The sequence below is a fragment of the Spiroplasma endosymbiont of Polydrusus formosus genome, from assembly GCF_964263245.1.
Classification (GTDB): Bacteria; Bacillota_I; Bacilli_A; order Mycoplasmatales; family Mycoplasmataceae; genus Spiroplasma.
Genome location: NZ_OZ181656.1, coordinates 460,015 through 481,392, shown reverse-complemented (window position 1 = coordinate 481,392; position 21,378 = coordinate 460,015). Strand labels below are relative to the sequence as shown.

Sequence of the window (21,378 nt, the reverse complement as noted above, 5' to 3'; positions counted from 1 at the left end):
AAAAATTTAGAAATCTTACTCTTTATAAGAAGGTTTTGAAAGTGTATTTTAAAGAACTCTGTTGAAAATAGTTAAAAATTAAATTATAAAATAAAACAATTTTGATTAATAAATGTCAGTGTTATATTAATGAATACTTTACAAAATTAATCAAAAACAGAAAGGGTGGTTGATATTATAAAAAATATGTTTGTAATTGTTTAGCGATTTTAGAATTTATTAATAAACAAAAAATAAATGCTAACTTTTGATTTTTAACTTTGCAATGCCAAAATAATCATCAAATTCTTAAAAAATTAGTTTTTTAAAAAAATAAATGAAAAATTATTAATATCAAAAATTAGGAAAAATAGATATATATTATATATAGATTTAAGAAATTTCACAAAGTGATCAAGCTGGAACACTAAAAAATAAACGAAGAGGGAGGAATATATGATAAGATTAATCAATTATAATTAAATTAGTACTGCACAAGGCATAATAGTAGTTTCAAGTGATTAATCAAATCAATGCCTAAGGGAAACTATACCTAAAAAAGAGGATGGACAATAAAGTTATTTAACAAATAACTAGTGAAAAATAAAAGAAAATAAAGATAGTAAGTAGTTATCATTAAACTTTCTTTCTATAACAAAAAATTAAATGAAGAAAGGAATATTATATGAAAAATTATTTTTGTTGAACATGTAAACAAAAATAATTATATTATTTATTCTTTACTACTAATTATATAAAAATTAGAAAAAACTTTTTAACAAACAAAATTGGTAAAGAAATTTGTTATGATTGTATTTTAAAAATAAGTTAAATATAACATATTAAGAAAAGATAATTATGGAAATAGAAATTATTGATTATGAAGCGATAAGAAAGATTGAAAATAAAATTAAAAATGTGATTAGAGATTTAATTAACGAAATTAAAAAAACAATAGATAACAATTTAAGCAATTTAGAACAAATTATGTAAGCTTTAATTGATAAAGTTAACAATATTGAAAATATCTTATTAAATAAAATACGATAAAATAAAATGTAGGTAATTAATTATTATAAAAATAATTTATTTAAATCAAAATTTAATTTTACAAGAAATAAATAATAATAATCCATATTTTAATAAAAAATCAAAAATATTATGTTGTTTGAGATAAAAATTATTTAAGTTTATCAAGTTATCAAAATTATTTTAGTTTAAAAATTGATGAAAATAAAAGTTACGTAATTCATAGTAGCGAAAATAAAAATGGTAATATTGTGGGAAAAAATTTAATTTTATTTTTTGAAAAATTAAAGCAATAAAAGAAAAAGCAGTTTAATTTACAAAACAAAAATGATGTTAATAATGATTTACTAAATGAATATAATAATAAATTTGAAAATAATATAATAAAACGAAAATTTTCCATAAAAAAAAAGAAAAAAATTATTAGAAGATTTAAAAAATATTTATAATCCCAATTATTGAGATAATGGTATTTATTTATGGCATTATAAAAATAAAAAATTACTTAGTTTATTACTAACATTTTCCTTTTCATTAGGAAGTAAAATTCTATTAATTGGTTGTGTAAATAGCGGTAATAATAAAATACGATTAACACCAACAAAATCCAAATAACTAAAAATAAAATAAATTTTTTATAGTAAAAAATTAAAACAAGAAATTACAGCAGAAATTAAAAAATATAATTAAGTAATTAAAGAAACCAAAAACAGTAAAAATGATTATTAAAATGAAGAATATTATTAAACATAATTAAAATAAACATAAGCAGAAAAATTTATTAAAATATTTTAACTAAATAATTGTGAATATTAAATTTTACTATGTAAAAAAGAAAATAAGTTTACATAATAACAAAAAGCTCAAGCAATTTTATTTTTATATAAAGAGTGATTTTTGTAATTTATATCATAATTTTTACATTCGTTTATAATCTTATTTTTCAATTAAACACACATATTTAGATGTTTAATGGTTATTATCTGACCTTTAAGCAAGATTCATATTTTATCAATAATTAATAAACCAAATCTACTTTTTATTATAAATTAACTGTCAACTGAAAATCAAGAAATCGTAAGTGGAATAATATATTCAGACAAATTTTTAAAATTAAGTAAAGTAAGGAATTTTAAAGCAATAATTAAACTAATTATTCCAATTAAACCAAATGATAACAAAAAAATTAATAAAAAAAAAGATACAAATTAAAGCAACACATAAAACATAATTTCATATTTTATTTTTAATTTTTTACCACCATATCAATTTTTTAAAATAAAAAACTAATTAAATTATATATAAATTTTTAAAGAAAGGAATGATTTAATGTGAAAAAATTTTTAAAATAAATTAATTTATTAAAATTATTTATTAGTTTTTCCTATCAATTATAATGTGTGTTTTAATTACTACATTTTTAATTTTATGTAGGGAATGAATAAATGATAGTTTTGGTTTTTTGTATATGTCATGGTTTGTATTTTTAACATTGTCATTGGTGGCGGAGTTATATTATGTATTTGTTTTGAAATTTTATAATTAATTGAAAATAAAAAACAAAACAAAAACAATATAAATAATAAAAATATATCAAAAGATAAAATTAAAAATAACATAAATAATTAAAATAACATAAAACAAGATAAATAATATTTTGTTTTTTAGAAAGAGGTGCAGAAAGGATTAATTGCCCATTTTATAAATATTATGGATATATTTATATTGAAAACAATATTCAGATATTATTTTTTTGTTCTTATAAGGTATCACAATCCATAAATAATTTTAGATAAAAGAAAAATTATAAGAACGATGGTTTATTATGGTTAAAGTAATTGAATTATTTGCCGGGATTGGAAGTCAAAGAAAATCATTAGAAAATATTGGAATTAATCATAAAATAGTTGTTTTTTGTGATAATGACAAATACGCAGAAAAATCATATCGAGCAATTTTTAACGATTATTAAACACCAAATTTAGGAGATATTACTTAAATTATAAAATTTACCCGCATGCTGATTTAATAACTTGATCATTTCCGTTCCAAGACATATCAAATGCCAATAATAATGGCGAAGGATTAAATGGTAAGCGAAGTGGTTTAGTATACAAAGTTTTTGATTTAATAAAAGCAATGGCAACAAAACCAAAATATCTTTTAATGGAAAATGTACCAAATTTATTAAGCAAAAAGTTTTTTGTCGGATTTTAAAATCTACAAAATCAACTTAATAAATTAGGATATCATAATCAATATTTTACAATGAATGCCAAGGATTATGGAATTCCCCAAAATAGAAAACGATTATTTATGATTTCAACATTAAAGTAAGATTTTAAATTTCAATATCCCAACATTGTAATTTTTAATTTGTGGTAAAAGATATTTTAGAAAACAATGTAAATGAAAAATATTTCATTAGACAATAATCAATGAAAAAGCAGTTGAAAACAATAAACTTAAAATAATTGAAAAATGTTCTTATACAATTCTAATAAAGTAGATGCGATGAGGAAACGTAGGAATTATTGCAATTCTCAATGATAATATTGGGTGTTAAAATGTTATCTCAAATATATTGCCAATTAATAATTATGGTAACTTTATTATTTTACTACAAGTAAAAGATGATTTGCTAATTAACGGTTTGTATAATCGGTTTTGAAAAACATAAAATAATTATATGAGAACAATCTCAGCAAGTAATATCTATAAAATTAGAGTTGATAAACATAAATTACAACAACAAGATAGTAGTAAGTAAAATACTATTTTTTTAATTGATGAAAAATAATATCTTTTGCGAGTTTTAACCCCCACGCGAATGTTGATTATTAATGTGATTTAGGAATAAAGATTTTAATAAAGCACGAAAAGTTGTTTCTGAAACCCAACTTTATAAACAAGCTGGCAATAATAGTATTGTTGTTGATGTGTTAGAAAAAATTTTTATAGCAATGTTTCAAATAAAAAGGAAAAATTAAAGATGTAAAATAAAAGAAAAGTTTGATGAAAATGGATTTTATATCATTTGACAATTATCATCGAAATTTTGGTGATAGTAATTCCCTTTTTTTAATTGCATAAAGGATTGATTGTGATCTGATATTAGGTTATTTATTATTGTATTTATTTTTCCTACCTTTCGAAAGGAAAGAAAAAAATGGCTAAGAAAAACAATATTAAAAATTACTTTAATAATCAACAACAATACTATCAAAAAAAGAAAAATATTTTTTATAAAAAAAGAAATAAATTTAACAAAAGCAAATTTTTAAACAACAAATGATTACGAAAATATGAAAGCAAAAACAGTAAATTTAAGTGTAGTAATTGATGTTGCCATAATGTTAACTAATATTGTTTCGGGAGTTATTTTAATATTGCAAGTTATATTTGCAGGTTGAAAATTAATTATTATTTTAATTTTAATAATTCGGAATTACGATAATCCCGAAGATAGAGTAAATGATCTAGGTGCTTTTAAATGACCAATTATCGGAGAATTATTTGTTCGTTGGTAGTAATTGTCATAATTAAGTTTATCTGCAAGTTTATAAAGGATATAATCCCCGTCGATATTTGCGGATAGTTTATATAAAAATGAAAGGAAATTGATAAAAAATGATAGTTAATGTATTTTATAAACTAATATGATTAATTTTTATACAAGGGCCACAAGTGACATTTCAATTAATCGTATCATTTAACACGGTACTAAATTATTTAACATAAAGGGACATTAAAGATATGTAACCAAAATTAAATATATCTAAGATGACAATCACAAACTTTAATAAAGAGGTTGATTATGCTAAATTATTTCAAGAGCATTTAAAAAAAACAAAGACAGAAAAAATCAATGCTAAAACACCATATTTGTATGCTGGAGTTGATGATTCTTTTAGTAATTTAACAAAATATAAAAAAATAGAAAAAACATGTTTAGAGTAGCATATTTTCACACTGGATATAATGAAATAAAAAGTACTAAAAATAAAAATGTTTTAAGAGATAAAAATATTTTTATCATAATGAAATCAGTGAAAAACAAATATTATTGTATTAAAAAATATAAAAATAATTTTTACATTTTTTATATCAAAATTATAATATTGAAAATTGTAAACTAACTCTTGCAGGTGACGGAGTAACATGAATTAAAAAGTTCGCTAATGAAATTGGTGCAATTTATATTTTAGATTAATTTCATTTAATGAAAAAATTGAAAAAATATTTCCTTATCGAATAAAAAATTTATTAAAAATTTAACTGATAATGAAAAAATGATAAAAGAAATTTATTGAGATATGAATAAATTATTTAAAAATGGTGACCCAAATGGAGCAATAAAATATTTAAAATATTTATAAAAATCAAAAACATTAAATAACATTTATTTTTTAAAGATAAAAAATAAGATATAAAAAAATTTATTAATTATATTAATAAAAGAAAAAACGGAATTAAGGTTTATAAAGAAAATTGATATATGGGGTCTTGTATTAAATTACAAATTTCTCATAATGTCAGACGGTTAAAAGGCTATGGATTTAAATTATATATTGAAAAAGTTTTTAAAAATATGATTACAACGAAATGGTGAAAGAGAATAGCGTGGATTTAATTGGATTATTATTTTTTGTTTGCAATTTTGTAATTTTATGCTATGATTAAAATTGTTAAAAAAGATAAATTTGTCTTTCTCTTGGTTATTTTTATTTTAATAGATAAATATTTATTTAAATAATACATCACCAACTGAATAATTTATGCCATAAATTATTCCCCATTTTTATATTCCTACTTTCTTAATAATTATATTTTATTTGAAAATCCACATAAATATGGTTCAACTTATTGGAACATATTCAAATTGTAGCTTTTTTAAGTAATGAATGAAAACTTTCTATAACAATATTATCTGCATAGTGGTATTTTTCCCTTATTGAAATTATAATACCGTTAGATAAACATTTATTGTGATAAATAGCGGATGTGTATTGATATCCGTGATCTGAGGTGAATTATTGTGCCATTCAGATCTTTTTTTATTAATTTTATTTTATTAATTTCATCATTTAAATTATCTATTACTAATTTATTGTCATTATATTTAGATCACTTTACATCAACTATTTATTTAGTATATTAATCAATAATTGTTGATTGATAATATCTTTCTCATTTTCAAATTAAATATGTTACATCAGTATATAGTACTAAAAACCTTGTTTTTATATCATTGAATTTACAATTAATTAAATCAAGATATTGCAATAAAATTTTTTATTTATTTATTATGTTTATACTTCATTTTCTTCTCATTTTTCTTACATATTCAGGTTATATTTGATTATTAATCATAATCCTTAAAAATTTTTTTTGAATTATATTTTATATCATAATCTTTCTTAAAATATTTAGTACTTATTCGATATCCAAATTGTTTTAAATTTTATTCATAGACTTTTACAATAGCATTTATTGCTTTTTTTGCTAATGTCATAATTTTTATATTTATCTCAATAACTACGTTTTAACTTTGTTACTTCTAATAATAATTTTATTGAGTATTCACAACAATTTTGTTTAATAAAAGAGACGATTATTAGTTTGTTTAATTGTAAAAGTCATGGAGCTTTTTTAGTAACTCATACCTTGTTTTATAAAATTAAAAAACTCTTTTGGTAAAAGATATTTTAGATCATTTATGGTTGTTTATTTTCTTTTTTTTATTATTTGCTCATCAAGATTATAATGTATTTGCATTTAGATTATATTGTTTTGCTACTATTAAACAACTTTTTTGTTTAATTTCCTCAATGATTTTTGTTATAAATTATGATGTGTATTTATTATATTTTTGTCCTTTTCTTGCTATATAAAAATGCCCCTTATAAAAATTTTGCTAAATTTTTTATTTTACTTATTTTTTTGGGGTGCAGTCTTATAATATTTTTTTATCTTTTTTCCTATTTATTAAGGAAAAGGGTTATTATATTACAAATATTATTAACAATATTATTTATCAATTTCGGTTTCATCAGCATCTTTAACTTGTACTTATGTTTTATTTAATTAATATTGTTGTTCATTTAATAAAATATTATTAACATCATTAAGTAATTATTTATACCTGTTTCCTTGTTCTTTATTAAGATATTCAATATTTCCTGAATTGTAAATATATTTGGGACACTTTATTAAATATTTTGTATTAAATCCAATTAATTTTTATAATTTAATGATTTTCTTAGCATTAAATTTATTTTCAATACTATTTTATTTAAGTCATCTTGAGAAAATATTGATAAATATATTCCTTTTGGTAAACTTTGTCTCAAAATTTCATTATTATTTTCCTTTAATCCTCTTTGGCCAAGACAACCATTATCAGTAAAATAAATTTTTATTTTATAAATATTTTCAAATTTTTTTCACTTGTTAAATTATTCCCCATGATCAAATGTAATTGTTTTTATTGTGCTAGGTTATTTTTTTAAAATAAATTTTATTATAATTTCTATGACATCTTTTTTTATAAAATTGTAAAAATTTTTATACTGTTAATTTCGTTGGATCATAACCCTCACAAACTCACTCCAAAACTGAATATTTTTTATCAAACACCGTTTTTAATGAAAGCAAATAATATAAATTAGAGGAAGCCCAAAGAAAATTAGTAAACAAAATATCCTTATCTCGTAATGCCCTTTCAATAACTGATAAAATTGTTTGTTGTGAATGTACGATATTAAAACTAATATTTAGTGGGGTAATAATTTGATATTTTTTTCACTAAAAATATTATTAATAAAGATAATAACATATCCTAGCAATTTCTCTTGGATATTTATTTATGGAATCAAAATCATTACTAATAACCAACAAACCCTCAACTTGTTCAAATGTTTGTGAGTGTTTAAATCTAATTTCATAATTAATATTAATTTCCAAGATTGTTCAAATTACTGCTTGTGGAGCATCATACACTAATTTTGCTATTTTATCACAAAATTAATTTTTTTAAGGTAAACTGATCACCGTTATCTCTTAACAGCAAGTGCATTTAATCACGATAATAATTGAAATATTGATTTTGTAAATATTAATTTAAATTATCAAACTATATTTTAAAACCACTAATCAACTAATTTTAAAAAATATAGTTCTTAATTTTCTCTTAACTTAATTTTAATTAATCTTTATTTTACCTTTGCAACTAATTATTTTAATGATGCTTATTGCTCAGGAAAATCATTAATATCAATCGTCGTTTTTCGTTGTCACCACGTTTTTAAATCTTCATTTATTTTATATTTAATATGATTAAAAATTGTAATATCTTAATTTGGATTACCCCCATCGTCATCACTAATAATATGTTTGATTTGTAACGAACAAATAGCAAGTTCAAAACAACTCCTCAAACCCAACATAAAAACACTAAAAAAGTTAGTAATTTTTTCATTAAATTGTCATCTTCTTTTTGTAATGTAAGCATAATTATAATAAAAAAAGCACCATGATGCTCATGGTGCTTTTAATAACTCAATTACTTACAAAGACATTTTATGGGAATTATTATTTGTTTTAAATTTGGTTAAATGTAAAATTATTTCTCCCAAATTTTTTCTTTTTTTCTTTTCAAGTTTTATTATCTTGCGAATTGAAACCTATCTTAATATTGAATTGCTTATTTTTATTGCTACGTTGTGAATTATCATATTTAAAATTACTATTATTTTGTTTAAAATTAGTTTGTTTATGATTAGCACCATTTTTTTTTGTTCCTTGTGGTTTTGGTTTTAAACCATATTCTGAAATATCTAATAATTCAATTCTTTTTTTCTGATATTCACCCAAGTGATGAATTTCTTTCAATTCATTATAATTTGAAACAATTGAGATTGCTACTCCAGTTGCGCCAGCTCGTGCTGTTCGACCAATGCGGTGAATATAACTTTCTCGTTCAGTTGGAATATCATAATTAATAATATAATCGATATTATTAATATCAATTCCTCGCGCAGCAACATCAGTTGCAACCATTACCGTTGCTTTACCATCGCGGAATAAACGCATTGCCTGTGTCCGTTCATAACGACTTTTATCACCATTAATAACACAACAATTAATACCATTGCTTACTAACATACCCGCAATTTTATTAGTAAAAGCTTTTGTATTAGAAAAAATAATACTGCGTTTTGGTTGTAAATATTGATATAAAGCAATTAAAACATCTTCCTTATGATAATTAATTGCATTAACATATTGTTGTGTTATATTATTTTGTTCAATGCTATTTTTTGTAACAACAATTTCAACTGGATTATTTTGATAAGTATTGGCAATTTCTAATACTTGTTTTGACATTGTTGCAGAAAACAATAATGTTTGATATTTTTCTGGGGCATTTTCAAAAACTTTATCAAGATCATTTTTAAAACCCATTTTTAACATTTCATCAGCTTCATCAAGGACAATTGTTTTAATTTTATCTAATCGTAATGTCTTACGATTAATATGATCAGCAATTCGCCCTGGTGTCCCAACAATAATATTGCTTTTTCGTAAAGCATAAATTTGGCGTTGCATATGCGAACCACCACAAATTAATGTTGCATTTACTCCTTCTAAATAAGTTGCAAATTTACGTACTTGACCAATAATTTGGTTTGCTAGTTCATGTGTTGGACATAAGATAATTGTTTGTGACCGTTTTAATTTTGTATCTAAGTTTTGCAAGATTGGTAAAATAAATGCTACAGTTTTACCGGTTCCGGTATGACTTTTACCAATAATATCTTGATTATTTAAGGCAACTGGAATCGCTTTTTCTTGGATTTCAGTTAGATTATTATAACCCATTTTAGCAATCATTCGCTGTAATGATGGGTATAAATTTAATTTATTAAAATTCATTTAGTCTCCTTTTATTTTCATATCATAGTTTAGTTGTTTTTTTTAACATTACAGCTGTTGAATTTACATATTTATGTTATTTTAGATAACAGAATAAATTAAAGTTTAACAACCTAATTATTATATCTCAAAATGACAAAAAAATAAAGTATTTTTTATAATAATTTATTAAATGTATATGGTATCTTATTAAATTTTATATAAAATGGCATCGGTGTGTATATAAAATACTATGAAGCTCCAAAAAACAACCATAATAATAGTTTTTTGGCGTCATATAAGATTAACCGGAAAAAAATAATTTTTGTGAGATTTTTTATGCGCTGTGTAGATACAAACGGCAAATTTATATATTGTTTAGTTAATAATTAAATATTTTTAATAAATTGCAAACATTTTTTCAAAAAAGAAAAAAATAAATTTTTGTAATTTCATCTTATTTTAAATATATTTAAGCACGCTAAAAATAATTTATTAGTTAAAATTAATAAATTTATTTAATATTTTGTAAAAACATTGCTTTTGCACTTATTCAAGTAAAACACGACCCAAGTTTATCATTTATAACATTAACTATTCAATCTATCATTTTTTGAATAACATTATTAAAATCAGTTTCCTAGGAAGTCAATATTTAAATTCGTTGTTCATATGTTCAATTAATGGTTTTGTTGTGATTTACCAGGATCACAAAAATAAACTTGTGTTTCAGCAAATATTTCCATTTCTCTTTATTTACTAAATTATTTGCCTTGATCTGTTATTATTAATTTTATTTTCCAAATTAAATTAATATTTATAACAATATCTTTAAATTTTATTACAATTTCGTTATCACTATGATTTTTTAATTTCACTGCAAATTAATTATTACTTGACTGTTCAATTAATACAAAACAAATATATTGATGGCGTTTTCCTACAATGGTGTTCATTTAAAATTAACCAATACTAGAAACTTTATTTAAATATCTTATATTGATATAAATCTTTCATCTAATTTACCACGATTATCAAATTTTCTTTTTGTTTTATATTTTTTACCACGATGAGGCAAATTTTCTTTATTAATTATAATTTTCCTAAGATAATTAATTTATATAAAATTTTAACACAAGCAGAAAATTTAACATCAAATTATATAAAATAACAATAAATAAATTGTTATGGTGTATCGTGGTTATTTATTAAATCTTGTTTTAATAAAATCTAGCTGCTCTTTTGTAAATTTAGGTATTTTTTAATAGATTTTTTCCGCTTTTGTTTATAATCTTTGTGAACATCTAATGGCTTATAATCTTCTATTTTTTTAAATTGCTTAATTTTTCTCTCTTTTAACAGTATTAATCTCGCGGGTCCATTTGTCTTGCTATTTCAGACAAATTAATCGTACCATTTTTCTTTTTACAAGCATCAGATAACAATAAATCCTTAAAAAATCTTCATTCATCAAATTTTACATGTGTATAATTTTTTCATTTTTATACAAATTATCTTCATTTTTTCTTATAATGTATTATATGTAAAATAAAGAGGTTAATTAATATGCAAGACGTCGCTAAAATTAACACCAAAAAACGAAGCACAGACTACGAACATTTAAACAAAAAATATGATTGCAATTTTAGTGACTATAATTTTGGTTTTGATTGAGAGGTATTTAAAGATTTTGTGGGTGATAGTTATGCTCGATATTTTACTTCACCCTGTTTTTTTAAATTTGTTTCAGCTGGACGCGGGACTAATAAAACGTGAAATCATCTAGCGGAAAAATTATTTTTTGCTTGTAATTTTACCGATGCTTCGTCGGTTATTTTACGAAGATATGCCAATACTCACGAAGACACTACCTTTGGTGATACCATTAATGTTTGTAATTACTTATATGATAAATATGGGATTGATATCGGACCGGACAATGAAAATGGCATTGTTTGACCGAAAAATGTTAAAGAGGGTGGTGAAATTGTTTTTCCTAGTGGTATTCGCATTACTTTTGCGGGATATGCGAATGGCAATAAAATTATGGGGAAAGTTGGTAAAGGCAGTGGTATTATCTCAGCTTGAACTGATGAAATGATCCATGCCGAAGAAAAAGAAATCTTAACGGATAAAGAACTAGATAAAAGATATAATAATTTAAGAGTTTCAATGTTTCGTTCAAAAAGTTTAAAAGTGTCTTATGAAAAATATACTGATGAAAATGGCAACGAACAATATAATTTAGATAATCCTATTCCTATCAAAGAATTATCTTGGACATTTCAAGAATGAAATAACACAGCAAAACAATATAAAATCGTAACAACATATTTTCATAAAACATATGCTAACCAATTTACTTTTAATCCTTTTGATAAATACCATGTCTTTTATGAAAAATTTGTAACACCATATTTACCGTTAAATGAAAGAATTAAAAATATTTTAAAAGAACATAAGAAAGTATATTGCGAAAATAAACAAGCATTTAATGGTTTGGGAATTTTTAATTTGCGTTTAACAATGGGGGGCTGTTTGAAATAAAATTCCGGATATTCTCCAAAAACTTGTTTTAGCAAATAAAGAAGAACGTCCCGATTTATTCGAACTTGAATATTACGGTTTTGAATACAACGATAATGACCCGAGCATTTATGTTTTACGAAATTATCGTAAATATATGCAAGAATATAACTTACAAGATTTTTATAATTCAAATACAAAGCAGTATCAATTTGATAGCTATGCAATTGGTGTTGATTATGCTAATGGTAGTGAAGACCATACGGTTTTTTTATTTAGTGGTTATAAAATTAATGAAAATAATGAATATGATAAATATTTAATTGAAGAAAATGTTGTTACCCCAAAAAACGCCATGAATTTAAATGAAATAGTTGAACATTACGGACAATGAATAATCAATACTTTTGATAAATTTGATGGCTTTGAAGCTGCCACATTTCATTATGATATTAATGCCCACGATTTTATGCAAAAATTGCAAGAAGATATTTACCCTTATTTGGGTTATAAAATTAAAATGTTTAAAGCTAAAAAACATCAAACTTCGTTGAATAAAGAAGCGGGTATAATCAATCGTGGAACATGAATAAGAAAAATGTTTGTCCAAGGCAAAATATATGGCATTTTAAATAATTTTCCATTTTTAGATAAGTGTATTAGTGAATTAAGGTTTAGCGATAGCAAAACAAACACACCTGATAGTAAAATGTACCATGATAGACACCCATATATGGTGCCTTGTTTTACGGGGGGTTTTATACATATCTTTTTAAAATGGGATTATAACTATTTTGTTTTTGGGCGAGCGGTTTATTTTATTAAATTTTTGTGATAAAACGATTTACAAGTTAAAAAAGTTTTGAGATTCTTTCAAACAAATTTTGGTAACCTTTATAAAATTCTTCGCTTAACGCTTAGAATTTTTCCCAAGTATTTTAAAAAGCGGCGCAAAAGTTTTTTTAAACTTTAAGAAATTTTTCGTAAAACTTATGAAAATTCTGCGAGCCCAGATTGGTATAATATAATCCTAATAATAATCATTAATAGATAAACTATTTTATTAAAATAAATACATATTTATAATATGTGAATACGTGCTTGCATATATATATGCAATGTTAATAGATCTTGATAAAAAGTTTCAAGATAAAGAAAGGAAATTATACAAAATTAAAAAACTTTTAAGTTTATTAATTGTATTAACAATTAGTGGGACAGCTGTACCAATAATAATTGATGCTAATACTATGCCAATCCCAACAGTTCGCAAAGATTAATTTTCTAAATTTATAACTGATATTAGAATTTTGGAAAAAGATAATTATAATCCAACTGTAAAAATTGGAATTGCTTTAATTGGAACTCAAAATGGTCTTTATTTTAAATATACTAATGATGTTAACCAAGGAAAAATCTACTCAGTTGGTGGTATTAATGAACAAGTAAATAATATTAGCGTTAATAATTATGGTGGAGAATATTTATTAACAATTTCTGGTAAATTATATTATTGTGATTTTGCTCCACAAGATTGATTTGATAATCATATTAATGTGGATAATAAATTTAAAATTAAAAATTTTATAATTTATAAATTTAACAATATATTTGTTTTAACAAAAAAAACAATGTATATTACAAAAAACCGAACAATAGTAAGCTTAATATTTTTGTTAAAAATGAGTAAATAAATCATATTTTATATATTAAAGAAGAAGGAATTATTTTTTTAATAAATAATTTAAATATAATAATTAATAATAATTAAATTGATGATTTAACAAAAAAATAGTAATTGTGAAACACAATACCCACGTATAAGAAAACCAAGAAGTAATAATGAAGATTATAATAATATTTTTAGATCTAATGTAAAACTTAATATGAATTTTAAATCACAAAATCCAATTAATTTTAGGAACAATATAGAGCAAATAAGACTACACCAATTTTAGTAAATAATAATAAAAAGTATTTACTATTTTTTTAGTATATCTTTTTCTTTATGGTTTGAATACCATGTATTTCATTTTATAACATCTTTTATATATTATTCGGTGTGAATTATATATTTTCTTATTGATTGTAGCTTTCTTAAGTAATGAATGAAAACTTTTTATAACAATATTATCTGCATAGTGGTAATTTTTCCTTATTGAAATTATAATACCGTTAGATAAACATTTATTTGTGATAAATAGCGAATTTATATTGATATCCGTGATCTGAGGTGAATTATTATGCCATTCAGATCTTTTTTTTATTAATTTTATTTTTTAATTGCATAATTTAAATTATCCATTACTAATTTATTGCCATTATATTTAGATCACTTTACATCAACTATTTCTTTAGTATATTCATCAATAATTGTTGATTGATAATATCTTTCTCCTTTTTAAATTAAATATGTTACATCAGTATATAGTACTAAAAACCTTGTTTTTATATCATTGAATTTACAATTAATTAAATCAAGATATTGTAATAAAATTTTTTATTTATTTATTATGTTTATACTTCATTTTTCTTCTCATTTTTCTTACATATTCAGATTGTATTTGATTATTACACATAATACTTAAAAAATTTTTTTGAATTATATTTTATATCATAATCTTCATTTATATATTTAGTACTTATTCGATATCCAAATTGTTTTAAATTTTATTCATAGACTTTTACAATAGCATTTATTGCTTTTTTTGCTAATGTCATAATTTTTATATTTATCTCAATAACTACGTTTTAACTTTGTTACTTCTAATAATAATTTTATTGAGTATTCACAACAATTTTGTTTAATAAAAGAGACGATTATTAGTTTGTTTAATTGTAAAAGTCATGGAGCTTTTTTAGTAACTCATACCTTGTTTTATAATATTAAAAATCTCTTTTGGTAAAAGATATTTTAGATCATTTATGGTTGTTTATTTTCTTTTTTTTATTATTTGCTCATCAAGATTATAATGTATTTGCATTTAGATTATATTGTTTTGCTACTATTAAACAACTTTTTTGTTTAATTTCCTCAATGATTTTTGTTATAAATTATGATGTGTATTTATTATATTTTTGTCCTTTTCTTGCTATATAAAAATGCACCTCCTATAAAAATTTAGCAAAATCTTTTTTATTGCTAAATTATACTTGTAAGTGCAAGTATAATTTAGCGATTATATAAATTTATTAATTCTGTTCCAGTTAAATATTTTCAATAGTATTGTTTTAAATTTTCATCATATTTCACAATACAGTAATAATTGTCGTAAATTAAACTGATTGTTATTTGTTCACAATGTTTTTGACTATGATAAATAAATTTATTACTTAACCAAAAACCAATATAGGCAATTATGATAAATAAATTTATAAAACAAGTTTTATATGTTTCAAAAAGGATAAGTTCCTTAAAAATAAAATAATTTGCTATATTATGATTTTTCTTATAAAAATTACTTAATTTTATCAACTTCTTTCTTTAATTTGTGTTTTAGTATAGAAATATGTTAACAATAAAGCATAATTACACCAATAAAAAGACAATTTTAAAAAATAAAAATTACATAAAACAAAATAATAGACACGATTTATATTTATAAAGATTGAATTTTAAAATTAATACTAGTTATCATATAAACAAAAGGGACCAACAAAACTAAAATTAAAATAATTAATAAAGGAAACACAAAAAATTTAAACAATTTATTTTTATATTTATTTCATTTCTTTTTTCCATAACTAACTCCTAACTAAATTTGTTTAATCAACAATGTTATATTTAATGTTTATATATTGCTTATTTATTGATAAAAACACTGATTATTAACAATGTTATACGTAATGCTAATATATTGTTTATTTAATGTTTAATAAATAATGTTATTAACATTGTTAAATATATAAAATAGTAAAAATTGTCACAATGAAAAATACTATTAAGTTTAAAGTAATAATTATATAAAATAAATTAATAAAATATAAATAAACTAATGCACATTAGTTTTTATTAAAATACTTTGAGTATTAGTGCAATATACTCTATTAAAATCCTTTAACCATATGACGGAAAAAGTTTAATATCTTAATAATAATAAATAATCCAAATAGAATTAAAATAATTCAAGCATCGCCTAAAAAGGCCATTAATTGCGGTAAAATACCATATACGGTATTTTTACTTTACTAATTGCATTACTTAAACCAGTTCAAATGTAATTCATCCCATCACCAAATCCGATTTTTGTAACTGTTTCAGTTAATAAATTAATTATTTTATAATATCCTTTTTTTCAAGTTATTTTTTTATTTTTTCTTACCTTGAATTTGTCTAACTTTTTGATAAATTGATAAACCAATTCACGCAAAATACCTAACAAAATCAAAACACTAAATATCCATGTTAATCATACTAGCATAATATATCTCCTTTCAATAAATTAAAAAATTGAAATTTTCAAACCAGCTCCGCTTGTTGTCGCTTCGCTCCACTTAAAAACATTATTGAATAAATTATCCGCTAATAAATTACGCGGGATAATTTATTCTTTTTACTTTTTAATTTCAATATCATTTTCAATCTTATTGACAGTATTAATAACAATATCTTTACCACACTTTTTCACTAACGACCGCAAAATTAAATATCGATTTGTTTGCATAAATTCCAACCCATTATTTAAAATATTAATAAAATTTATTTTGTAAAAATGTAAATACCAAAAATACAAAATGTTTGTGGTTTCTACACCTTTTAATAATAGGGAACTAGAAAAAGTAATGCAAGACATTACTTTTTCTTATAATTTAAACCAATGATATTTTTAACTTTTGTTATTTTTTTATTCGCAATTGCTTGTGCTTTTGTTGCCCCCGCTTCAATTAATTCATCAATTGTTTGATATTGCATTAATTTTTGATACTTTATTTGAAGTGGTTCTAAAGTGTCAATAATTGCTATTGCGACCTGCTCTTTTAATTGACCATAATCTTGTTGAACAAATTCTTTAACAGCGGTTTCAATTGAAACTTTTTTTAAAACAGCATATATTGTTAACAGGTTACTTACCCCCGGTTTTTTCTCTGGGTTATAAGTAATTTTGCTTTCTGAATCAGTTACTGCACTGCGAATTTTTTTTCGAATTACATCACAGGGATCTAATAAACTAATAAATGATTTAATATCTTTGGAAGATTTACTCATTTTTTTGGTCGGATTTTGTAAATCCATAATTTTACCACCAATTGGTGGAATAAAATCAGTTGGAATTTTAAAAAGATCTTGTTGGTAACGATTATTCATTCGTTTGGCAATATTTCGGGTTAATTCAATATGTTGTTTTTGATCTTTGCCAACCGGAACTAAGTCAGCATCATATAATAAAATATCGGCCGCCATTAAAGCTGGGTAAGTTAGTAAACCGGTTGGAATAAATTCTGTGCAATTTTCTGCTTTTATTTTGGTTGATTTGTCTTTAAATTGGGTCATTCGGGATAATTCTCCAACAGTTGCATTACATAATAAAATATGGGATAATAAAGTTACTTCTAAAATATCTGATTGTATAAAAATAATTGCTTTTTTAGGGTCCAGACCACATGCATAATATAATGCAATCATATTTTTAATATTATTTCGTAATTCTTCTTTGCTAATTGGAATTGTAATAGCATGTAAGTTTGCTACAAAAATAATCAAATTATTATCTTCTTGTAATTCAATAAAATTTTTTATTGCCCCAATATAATTCCCTAATGTTAATTGTCCGGTAGCGGTAATGCCTGAAACAATTGTTGGTTTTTTTTGTTCCATATGTTTTCCTTTTATGAATAAATTTAATAATATATTTAATAATATCATAACAAATATTTTGGTTATTATAAAAGAAAAGCAATAAAAGGGCATTTTTTATTGGATTTTCAGCAGATTTTGTTTACTATTTTCTGAACAAATAATATAATGATAATATACGCTTAGAAGGAGAATATAAAATTATGTCGAGAATAGAGAAAATTAATGCTCGTGAAGTAATTGATTCACGAGGAAATCCAACTGTTCAAGTTGAAGCTTGAACAGAATTTGGCGGATATGGTTCAGCGATGGTTCCATCAGGAGCTTCAAAAGGGAGTCGTGAAGCATTAGAATTAAGAGATGGTGATAAAGGCCGTTATCAAGGCAAAGGTGTTTTAAAAGCAGTTGGGAATGTTAATATAAAAATTGCTGAATTACTAGTTGGGATGGAAGTAACAAATCAAGTTGCAATTGACCATGCCATGATTTCTTTAGATGGAACTGAATTTAAGAAAAATTTAGGAGCTAACGCAATGTTAGGAGTATCAATGGCTGTTGCCAAAGCTGCTGCTTGCGAATTAAAAATGCCATTATATCGATACTTAGGTGGTACTAATGGAAAAAAACTACCAGTTCCAATGTTAAATATTATTAATGGAGGAGAACATGCCGATAGTGCAATTGATTTCCAAGAATTTATGATTATGCCTGTTGGAGCTGAAACATTTAAAGAAGCTTTAAGATGATCATCAGAAATTTTCCATACTTTAAAGAAAATCTTACATGATAAAGGAGATATTACTGCCGTTGGTGATGAAGGTGGATTTGCTCCGCATTTTAATTGAGCATATAAAAACCAAACTTTATTATCATTCCAAGCAAAAACTCCAGCCGAAGTTGCATTAAACTTAATTGTTGAAGCAATTAAAACAGCGGGATATAAAGCAGGAGAAGATGGAGTTATGATCGCAATGGATTGTGCTTCATCAGAATTATATTTTGAAGATAAAAAATATCACTTTAAGAAAATTGAAAAAGTTACGGGTAAATACTATGCAATGACAACAGAAGAATTAATTAAATATTTAGACAAATTAGTTGATAAATATCCAATTATTTCAATTGAAGATGGTTTAGCAGAAAGTGATTGAGCTGGTTTTGAATTACAAGTTAAAACAATGGGTCATAAAATTCAAATTGTTGGTGATGACTTATTTGTAACAAATCCAAAAATTACAGCAGAAGGAATTGCTCATAATGCAGCTAATTCAGTTTTAATTAAATTAAACCAAATTGGAACAGTTACCGAAACAATTGATACAATTCAATTAGCACAAAAAGCTGGTTGAACAGCTGTTGTTTCACACCGTTCAGGAGAAACAGAAGACTCAACAATCTCTGACTTATCTGTTGCTTTAAATACTGGTCAAATTAAAACGGGAAGTATATCAAGAAGTGATCGTATTGCCAAATATAATCGTTTATTATCAATTGAAGATGAGTTAGGAACAGCGGCTGGATATGATGGAATTAAAACATTCTATAATTTAAAAAAACATGTTTCAAATTTAAAAAAATAACCTTACGGTTATTTTTTTATTCAATCTTTTTTAATCAATTTAGAGTTCACTTAACAGCAATTTTTTAACTTTTTAATAATTTTGAAACAATTGCTTGTTCTAATTTTGCGTGGTATTGTTTGCCAACAGTGGAAATTTTTTTTAATTTTAGCTGGTGATGTTCAAAAACCAACGGTTAACCTAACTAAAAAAGCAGCGCACATTGCTGTTGTTTCAATGTTTTTTTGTGGACGAATTACCTCAACTTGGGCAATATCGATTTTAAATTGTATTAAGTATCAATTACTACTAGCCCCACCATATCACAACTTTAATCCGTTTAATTGGTTGTTGTAAATCTTCGTCCATCGCTGTAATAACGTTATAAGATTAATAAGTAAGAAATTTTAAGATCGGCCCCTAACTAAGTGTTATCATTTTGTTACTCGTTCTAAACCAAAAATTGCTCTCCTCCCTTGGGGGTTAGTAAAAAATAATATAATAATATCTCAGTAGTAGTGCGGTAAAACCCCTTTATTTAACTCGTAAAGTAAGGAAAAACATAAACACTTTGTTGATAGTATTGAACAAGGGGGTTAGTATATAAATCGGTTTCACTATCATGATAAACAATTTTAATTTGATTACGCAGCCATTGAATGGCGGATCCAGCAACAAATACCGAACCTTTTAAAGCATAAATATTTTTTTTGATAATCTAAACACAATGGTTGTTAATAAACCATTTTTTTGTTGCTGATTTTTCACCAGTATTAATTAAAATAAAACATCCAGTTCCATAAATATTTTTTACTTCTCCAGGTTATAAACATAATTTTCCAAATAAAGCTGCTTGTTTATAACCAATGGCACTGGCAATTATAATTTGAATATCAGTTTCCCTACTTAGTAAATCAAAAAAGAGTATGACCATAGATTTATGATGAATATTTTACCAACCGTAAAATACTTTTATGGATATCTAATGGGGTTAATTATTCATCATTTCATTGTTTTTAGTATGAATGTTGAATAACATTGTTCTAATGGCATTAGTTGCATCGGTGACATGAATTTTACCACCGGCCAAACAGTAAATTAACCATGTGTCAATTATCCCAAATAATAAGTTATCTTTTTTGACTGGTTGGTTGGCTTATTTAACATTATCTAAAATTAATTTTATTTTTATTGCCTAAAAACATGGATTAATTACTAACCCAGTTTTGGTTTGAATTAGTTCATTTTTTACTTTAATAATTAATTAATCATAATAGGTTGCTGTTTGGCAAGATTATAGAACAATTGCATTATAAATTGGTAACCATGATCGTTTGTTGCACATAACGACTGCCTTTCGCTGATTGGTAATATTGTGTCCCCAGATCCCAGCAATTTAATTTGGTCTTATTTTATCTTTATTTAATGATTGAACAAGGATTGTCTGTTGAGAGTTTAAAATTTTAACAGCATCATGTTCAATTCAGCTAACTTTGGGAAAAAATTAACTAAATTATAATGCATCACTGGCAATAATTTTTCCTTGTTGATTAATAACAATAGTACGACAACTTG

Annotated in this window: 16 protein-coding genes and 3 pseudogenes; 11 read left to right on the top strand and 8 right to left on the bottom strand. The window is 23.3% G+C overall.

The genetic code is table 4. The features are described 5' to 3' along the window. The first annotated feature begins 837 nt into the window (after positions 1-837). The 6 genes and pseudogenes from ACE38S_RS02490 to ACE38S_RS02465 all read left to right on the top strand — a co-directional run bounded on the left by ACE38S_RS02490 (position 838) and on the right by ACE38S_RS02465 (position 4,968). A complete protein-coding gene (locus ACE38S_RS02490) occupies positions 838-972 on the top strand; it encodes a hypothetical protein (RefSeq protein ID WP_374696236.1) in 135 nt (44 codons plus the stop codon). Between the two features lie 1,861 nt (positions 973-2,833). Next, positions 2,834-2,980, top strand: coding sequence for a DNA cytosine methyltransferase (locus ACE38S_RS02485; RefSeq protein ID WP_374696235.1), 147 nt, complete (start codon positions 2,834-2,836; stop codon positions 2,978-2,980). Then, positions 2,974-3,345: pseudogene (locus ACE38S_RS02480) on the top strand (DNA cytosine methyltransferase). The gene ACE38S_RS02485 and the pseudogene ACE38S_RS02480 overlap by 7 nt, the downstream one beginning before the upstream one ends. A gap of 506 nt (positions 3,346-3,851) precedes the next feature. Continuing rightward, on the top strand, positions 3,852-3,998 hold the full coding sequence (locus tag ACE38S_RS02475; protein ID WP_374696234.1) for a hypothetical protein: 147 nt from the start codon (positions 3,852-3,854) through the stop codon (positions 3,996-3,998). 315 nt (positions 3,999-4,313) lie between these two features. Beyond that, positions 4,314-4,538, top strand: a complete 225-nt coding sequence (locus ACE38S_RS02470; RefSeq protein ID WP_374696233.1) for a hypothetical protein — start codon at positions 4,314-4,316, stop codon at positions 4,536-4,538. 253 nt (positions 4,539-4,791) lie between these two features. Further along, on the top strand, positions 4,792-4,968 hold the full coding sequence (locus ACE38S_RS02465) for a hypothetical protein (RefSeq protein ID WP_374696232.1): 177 nt from the start codon (positions 4,792-4,794) through the stop codon (positions 4,966-4,968). Positions 4,969-6,165: 1,197 nt separating this feature from the next. Here the strand turns inward: ACE38S_RS02465 and ACE38S_RS02460 are convergent. From ACE38S_RS02460 to ACE38S_RS02445, 4 genes and pseudogenes are all read right to left on the bottom strand, one after another. After that, on the bottom strand, positions 6,166-6,294 hold the full coding sequence (locus ACE38S_RS02460; protein WP_374696231.1) for a hypothetical protein: 129 nt from the start codon (positions 6,292-6,294) through the stop codon (positions 6,166-6,168). A gap of 1,533 nt (positions 6,295-7,827) precedes the next feature. Next, positions 7,828-8,010 carry a hypothetical protein gene (locus ACE38S_RS02455; protein WP_374696230.1) on the bottom strand — a complete coding sequence of 61 codons (183 nt, stop codon included), beginning with the start codon at positions 8,008-8,010 and terminating at the stop codon, positions 7,828-7,830. A 600-nt stretch (positions 8,011-8,610) separates the two neighbouring features. Then, entirely contained in the window at positions 8,611-9,945 is a 1,335-nt protein-coding gene (locus ACE38S_RS02450; RefSeq protein ID WP_374696229.1) for a DEAD/DEAH box helicase, read from the bottom strand. 493 nt (positions 9,946-10,438) lie between these two features. Further along, positions 10,439-11,372: pseudogene (locus ACE38S_RS02445) on the bottom strand (IS30 family transposase). Positions 11,373-11,490: 118 nt separating this feature from the next. Between ACE38S_RS02445 and ACE38S_RS02440 the strand changes: the two are divergent. From ACE38S_RS02440 to ACE38S_RS02425, 4 genes are all read left to right on the top strand, one after another. After that, the gene (locus ACE38S_RS02440) at positions 11,491-12,471 is read left to right on the top strand and encodes a hypothetical protein (protein ID WP_374696228.1); all 981 of its coding nucleotides are present in this window, start codon (positions 11,491-11,493) and stop codon (positions 12,469-12,471) included. Positions 12,472-12,607: 136 nt separating this feature from the next. Beyond that, the gene (locus tag ACE38S_RS02435) at positions 12,608-13,288 is read left to right on the top strand and encodes a hypothetical protein (RefSeq protein ID WP_374696227.1); all 681 of its coding nucleotides are present in this window, start codon (positions 12,608-12,610) and stop codon (positions 13,286-13,288) included. A gap of 280 nt (positions 13,289-13,568) precedes the next feature. Continuing rightward, positions 13,569-13,730, top strand: coding sequence for a hypothetical protein (locus ACE38S_RS02430; RefSeq protein WP_374696226.1), 162 nt, complete (start codon positions 13,569-13,571; stop codon positions 13,728-13,730). 30 nt (positions 13,731-13,760) lie between these two features. Further along, the gene (locus ACE38S_RS02425) at positions 13,761-14,144 is read left to right on the top strand and encodes a hypothetical protein (RefSeq protein ID WP_374696225.1); all 384 of its coding nucleotides are present in this window, start codon (positions 13,761-13,763) and stop codon (positions 14,142-14,144) included. A gap of 1,481 nt (positions 14,145-15,625) precedes the next feature. Here ACE38S_RS02425 and ACE38S_RS02420 read toward each other — a convergent pair. Together ACE38S_RS02420 and trpS are read right to left on the bottom strand one after the other, a co-directional pair. Beyond that, positions 15,626-15,916 (bottom strand): annotated as a pseudogene (locus ACE38S_RS02420) (DUF3627 domain-containing protein); the annotation flags it as partial. 1,326 nt (positions 15,917-17,242) lie between these two features. Beyond that, positions 17,243-18,265 carry a tryptophan--tRNA ligase gene (trpS, locus tag ACE38S_RS02415; protein ID WP_374696224.1) on the bottom strand — a complete coding sequence of 341 codons (1,023 nt, stop codon included), beginning with the start codon at positions 18,263-18,265 and terminating at the stop codon, positions 17,243-17,245. A gap of 182 nt (positions 18,266-18,447) precedes the next feature. Between trpS and eno the strand changes: the two genes are divergently transcribed. Then, complete coding sequence (gene eno, locus ACE38S_RS02410) at positions 18,448-19,824, top strand: phosphopyruvate hydratase (protein ID WP_374696223.1); 1,377 nt, start codon at positions 18,448-18,450, stop codon at positions 19,822-19,824. A 50-nt stretch (positions 19,825-19,874) separates the two neighbouring features. Here the strand turns inward: eno and ACE38S_RS02405 are convergent, their stop codons facing one another. Together ACE38S_RS02405 and ACE38S_RS02400 are read right to left on the bottom strand one after the other, a co-directional pair. Continuing rightward, positions 19,875-20,132 carry a hypothetical protein gene (locus ACE38S_RS02405; protein WP_374696222.1) on the bottom strand — a complete coding sequence of 86 codons (258 nt, stop codon included), beginning with the start codon at positions 20,130-20,132 and terminating at the stop codon, positions 19,875-19,877. A 662-nt stretch (positions 20,133-20,794) separates the two neighbouring features. Then, complete coding sequence (locus ACE38S_RS02400) at positions 20,795-20,917, bottom strand: hypothetical protein (RefSeq protein ID WP_374697117.1); 123 nt, start codon at positions 20,915-20,917, stop codon at positions 20,795-20,797. Between the last annotated feature and the right edge of the window lie 461 nt (positions 20,918-21,378).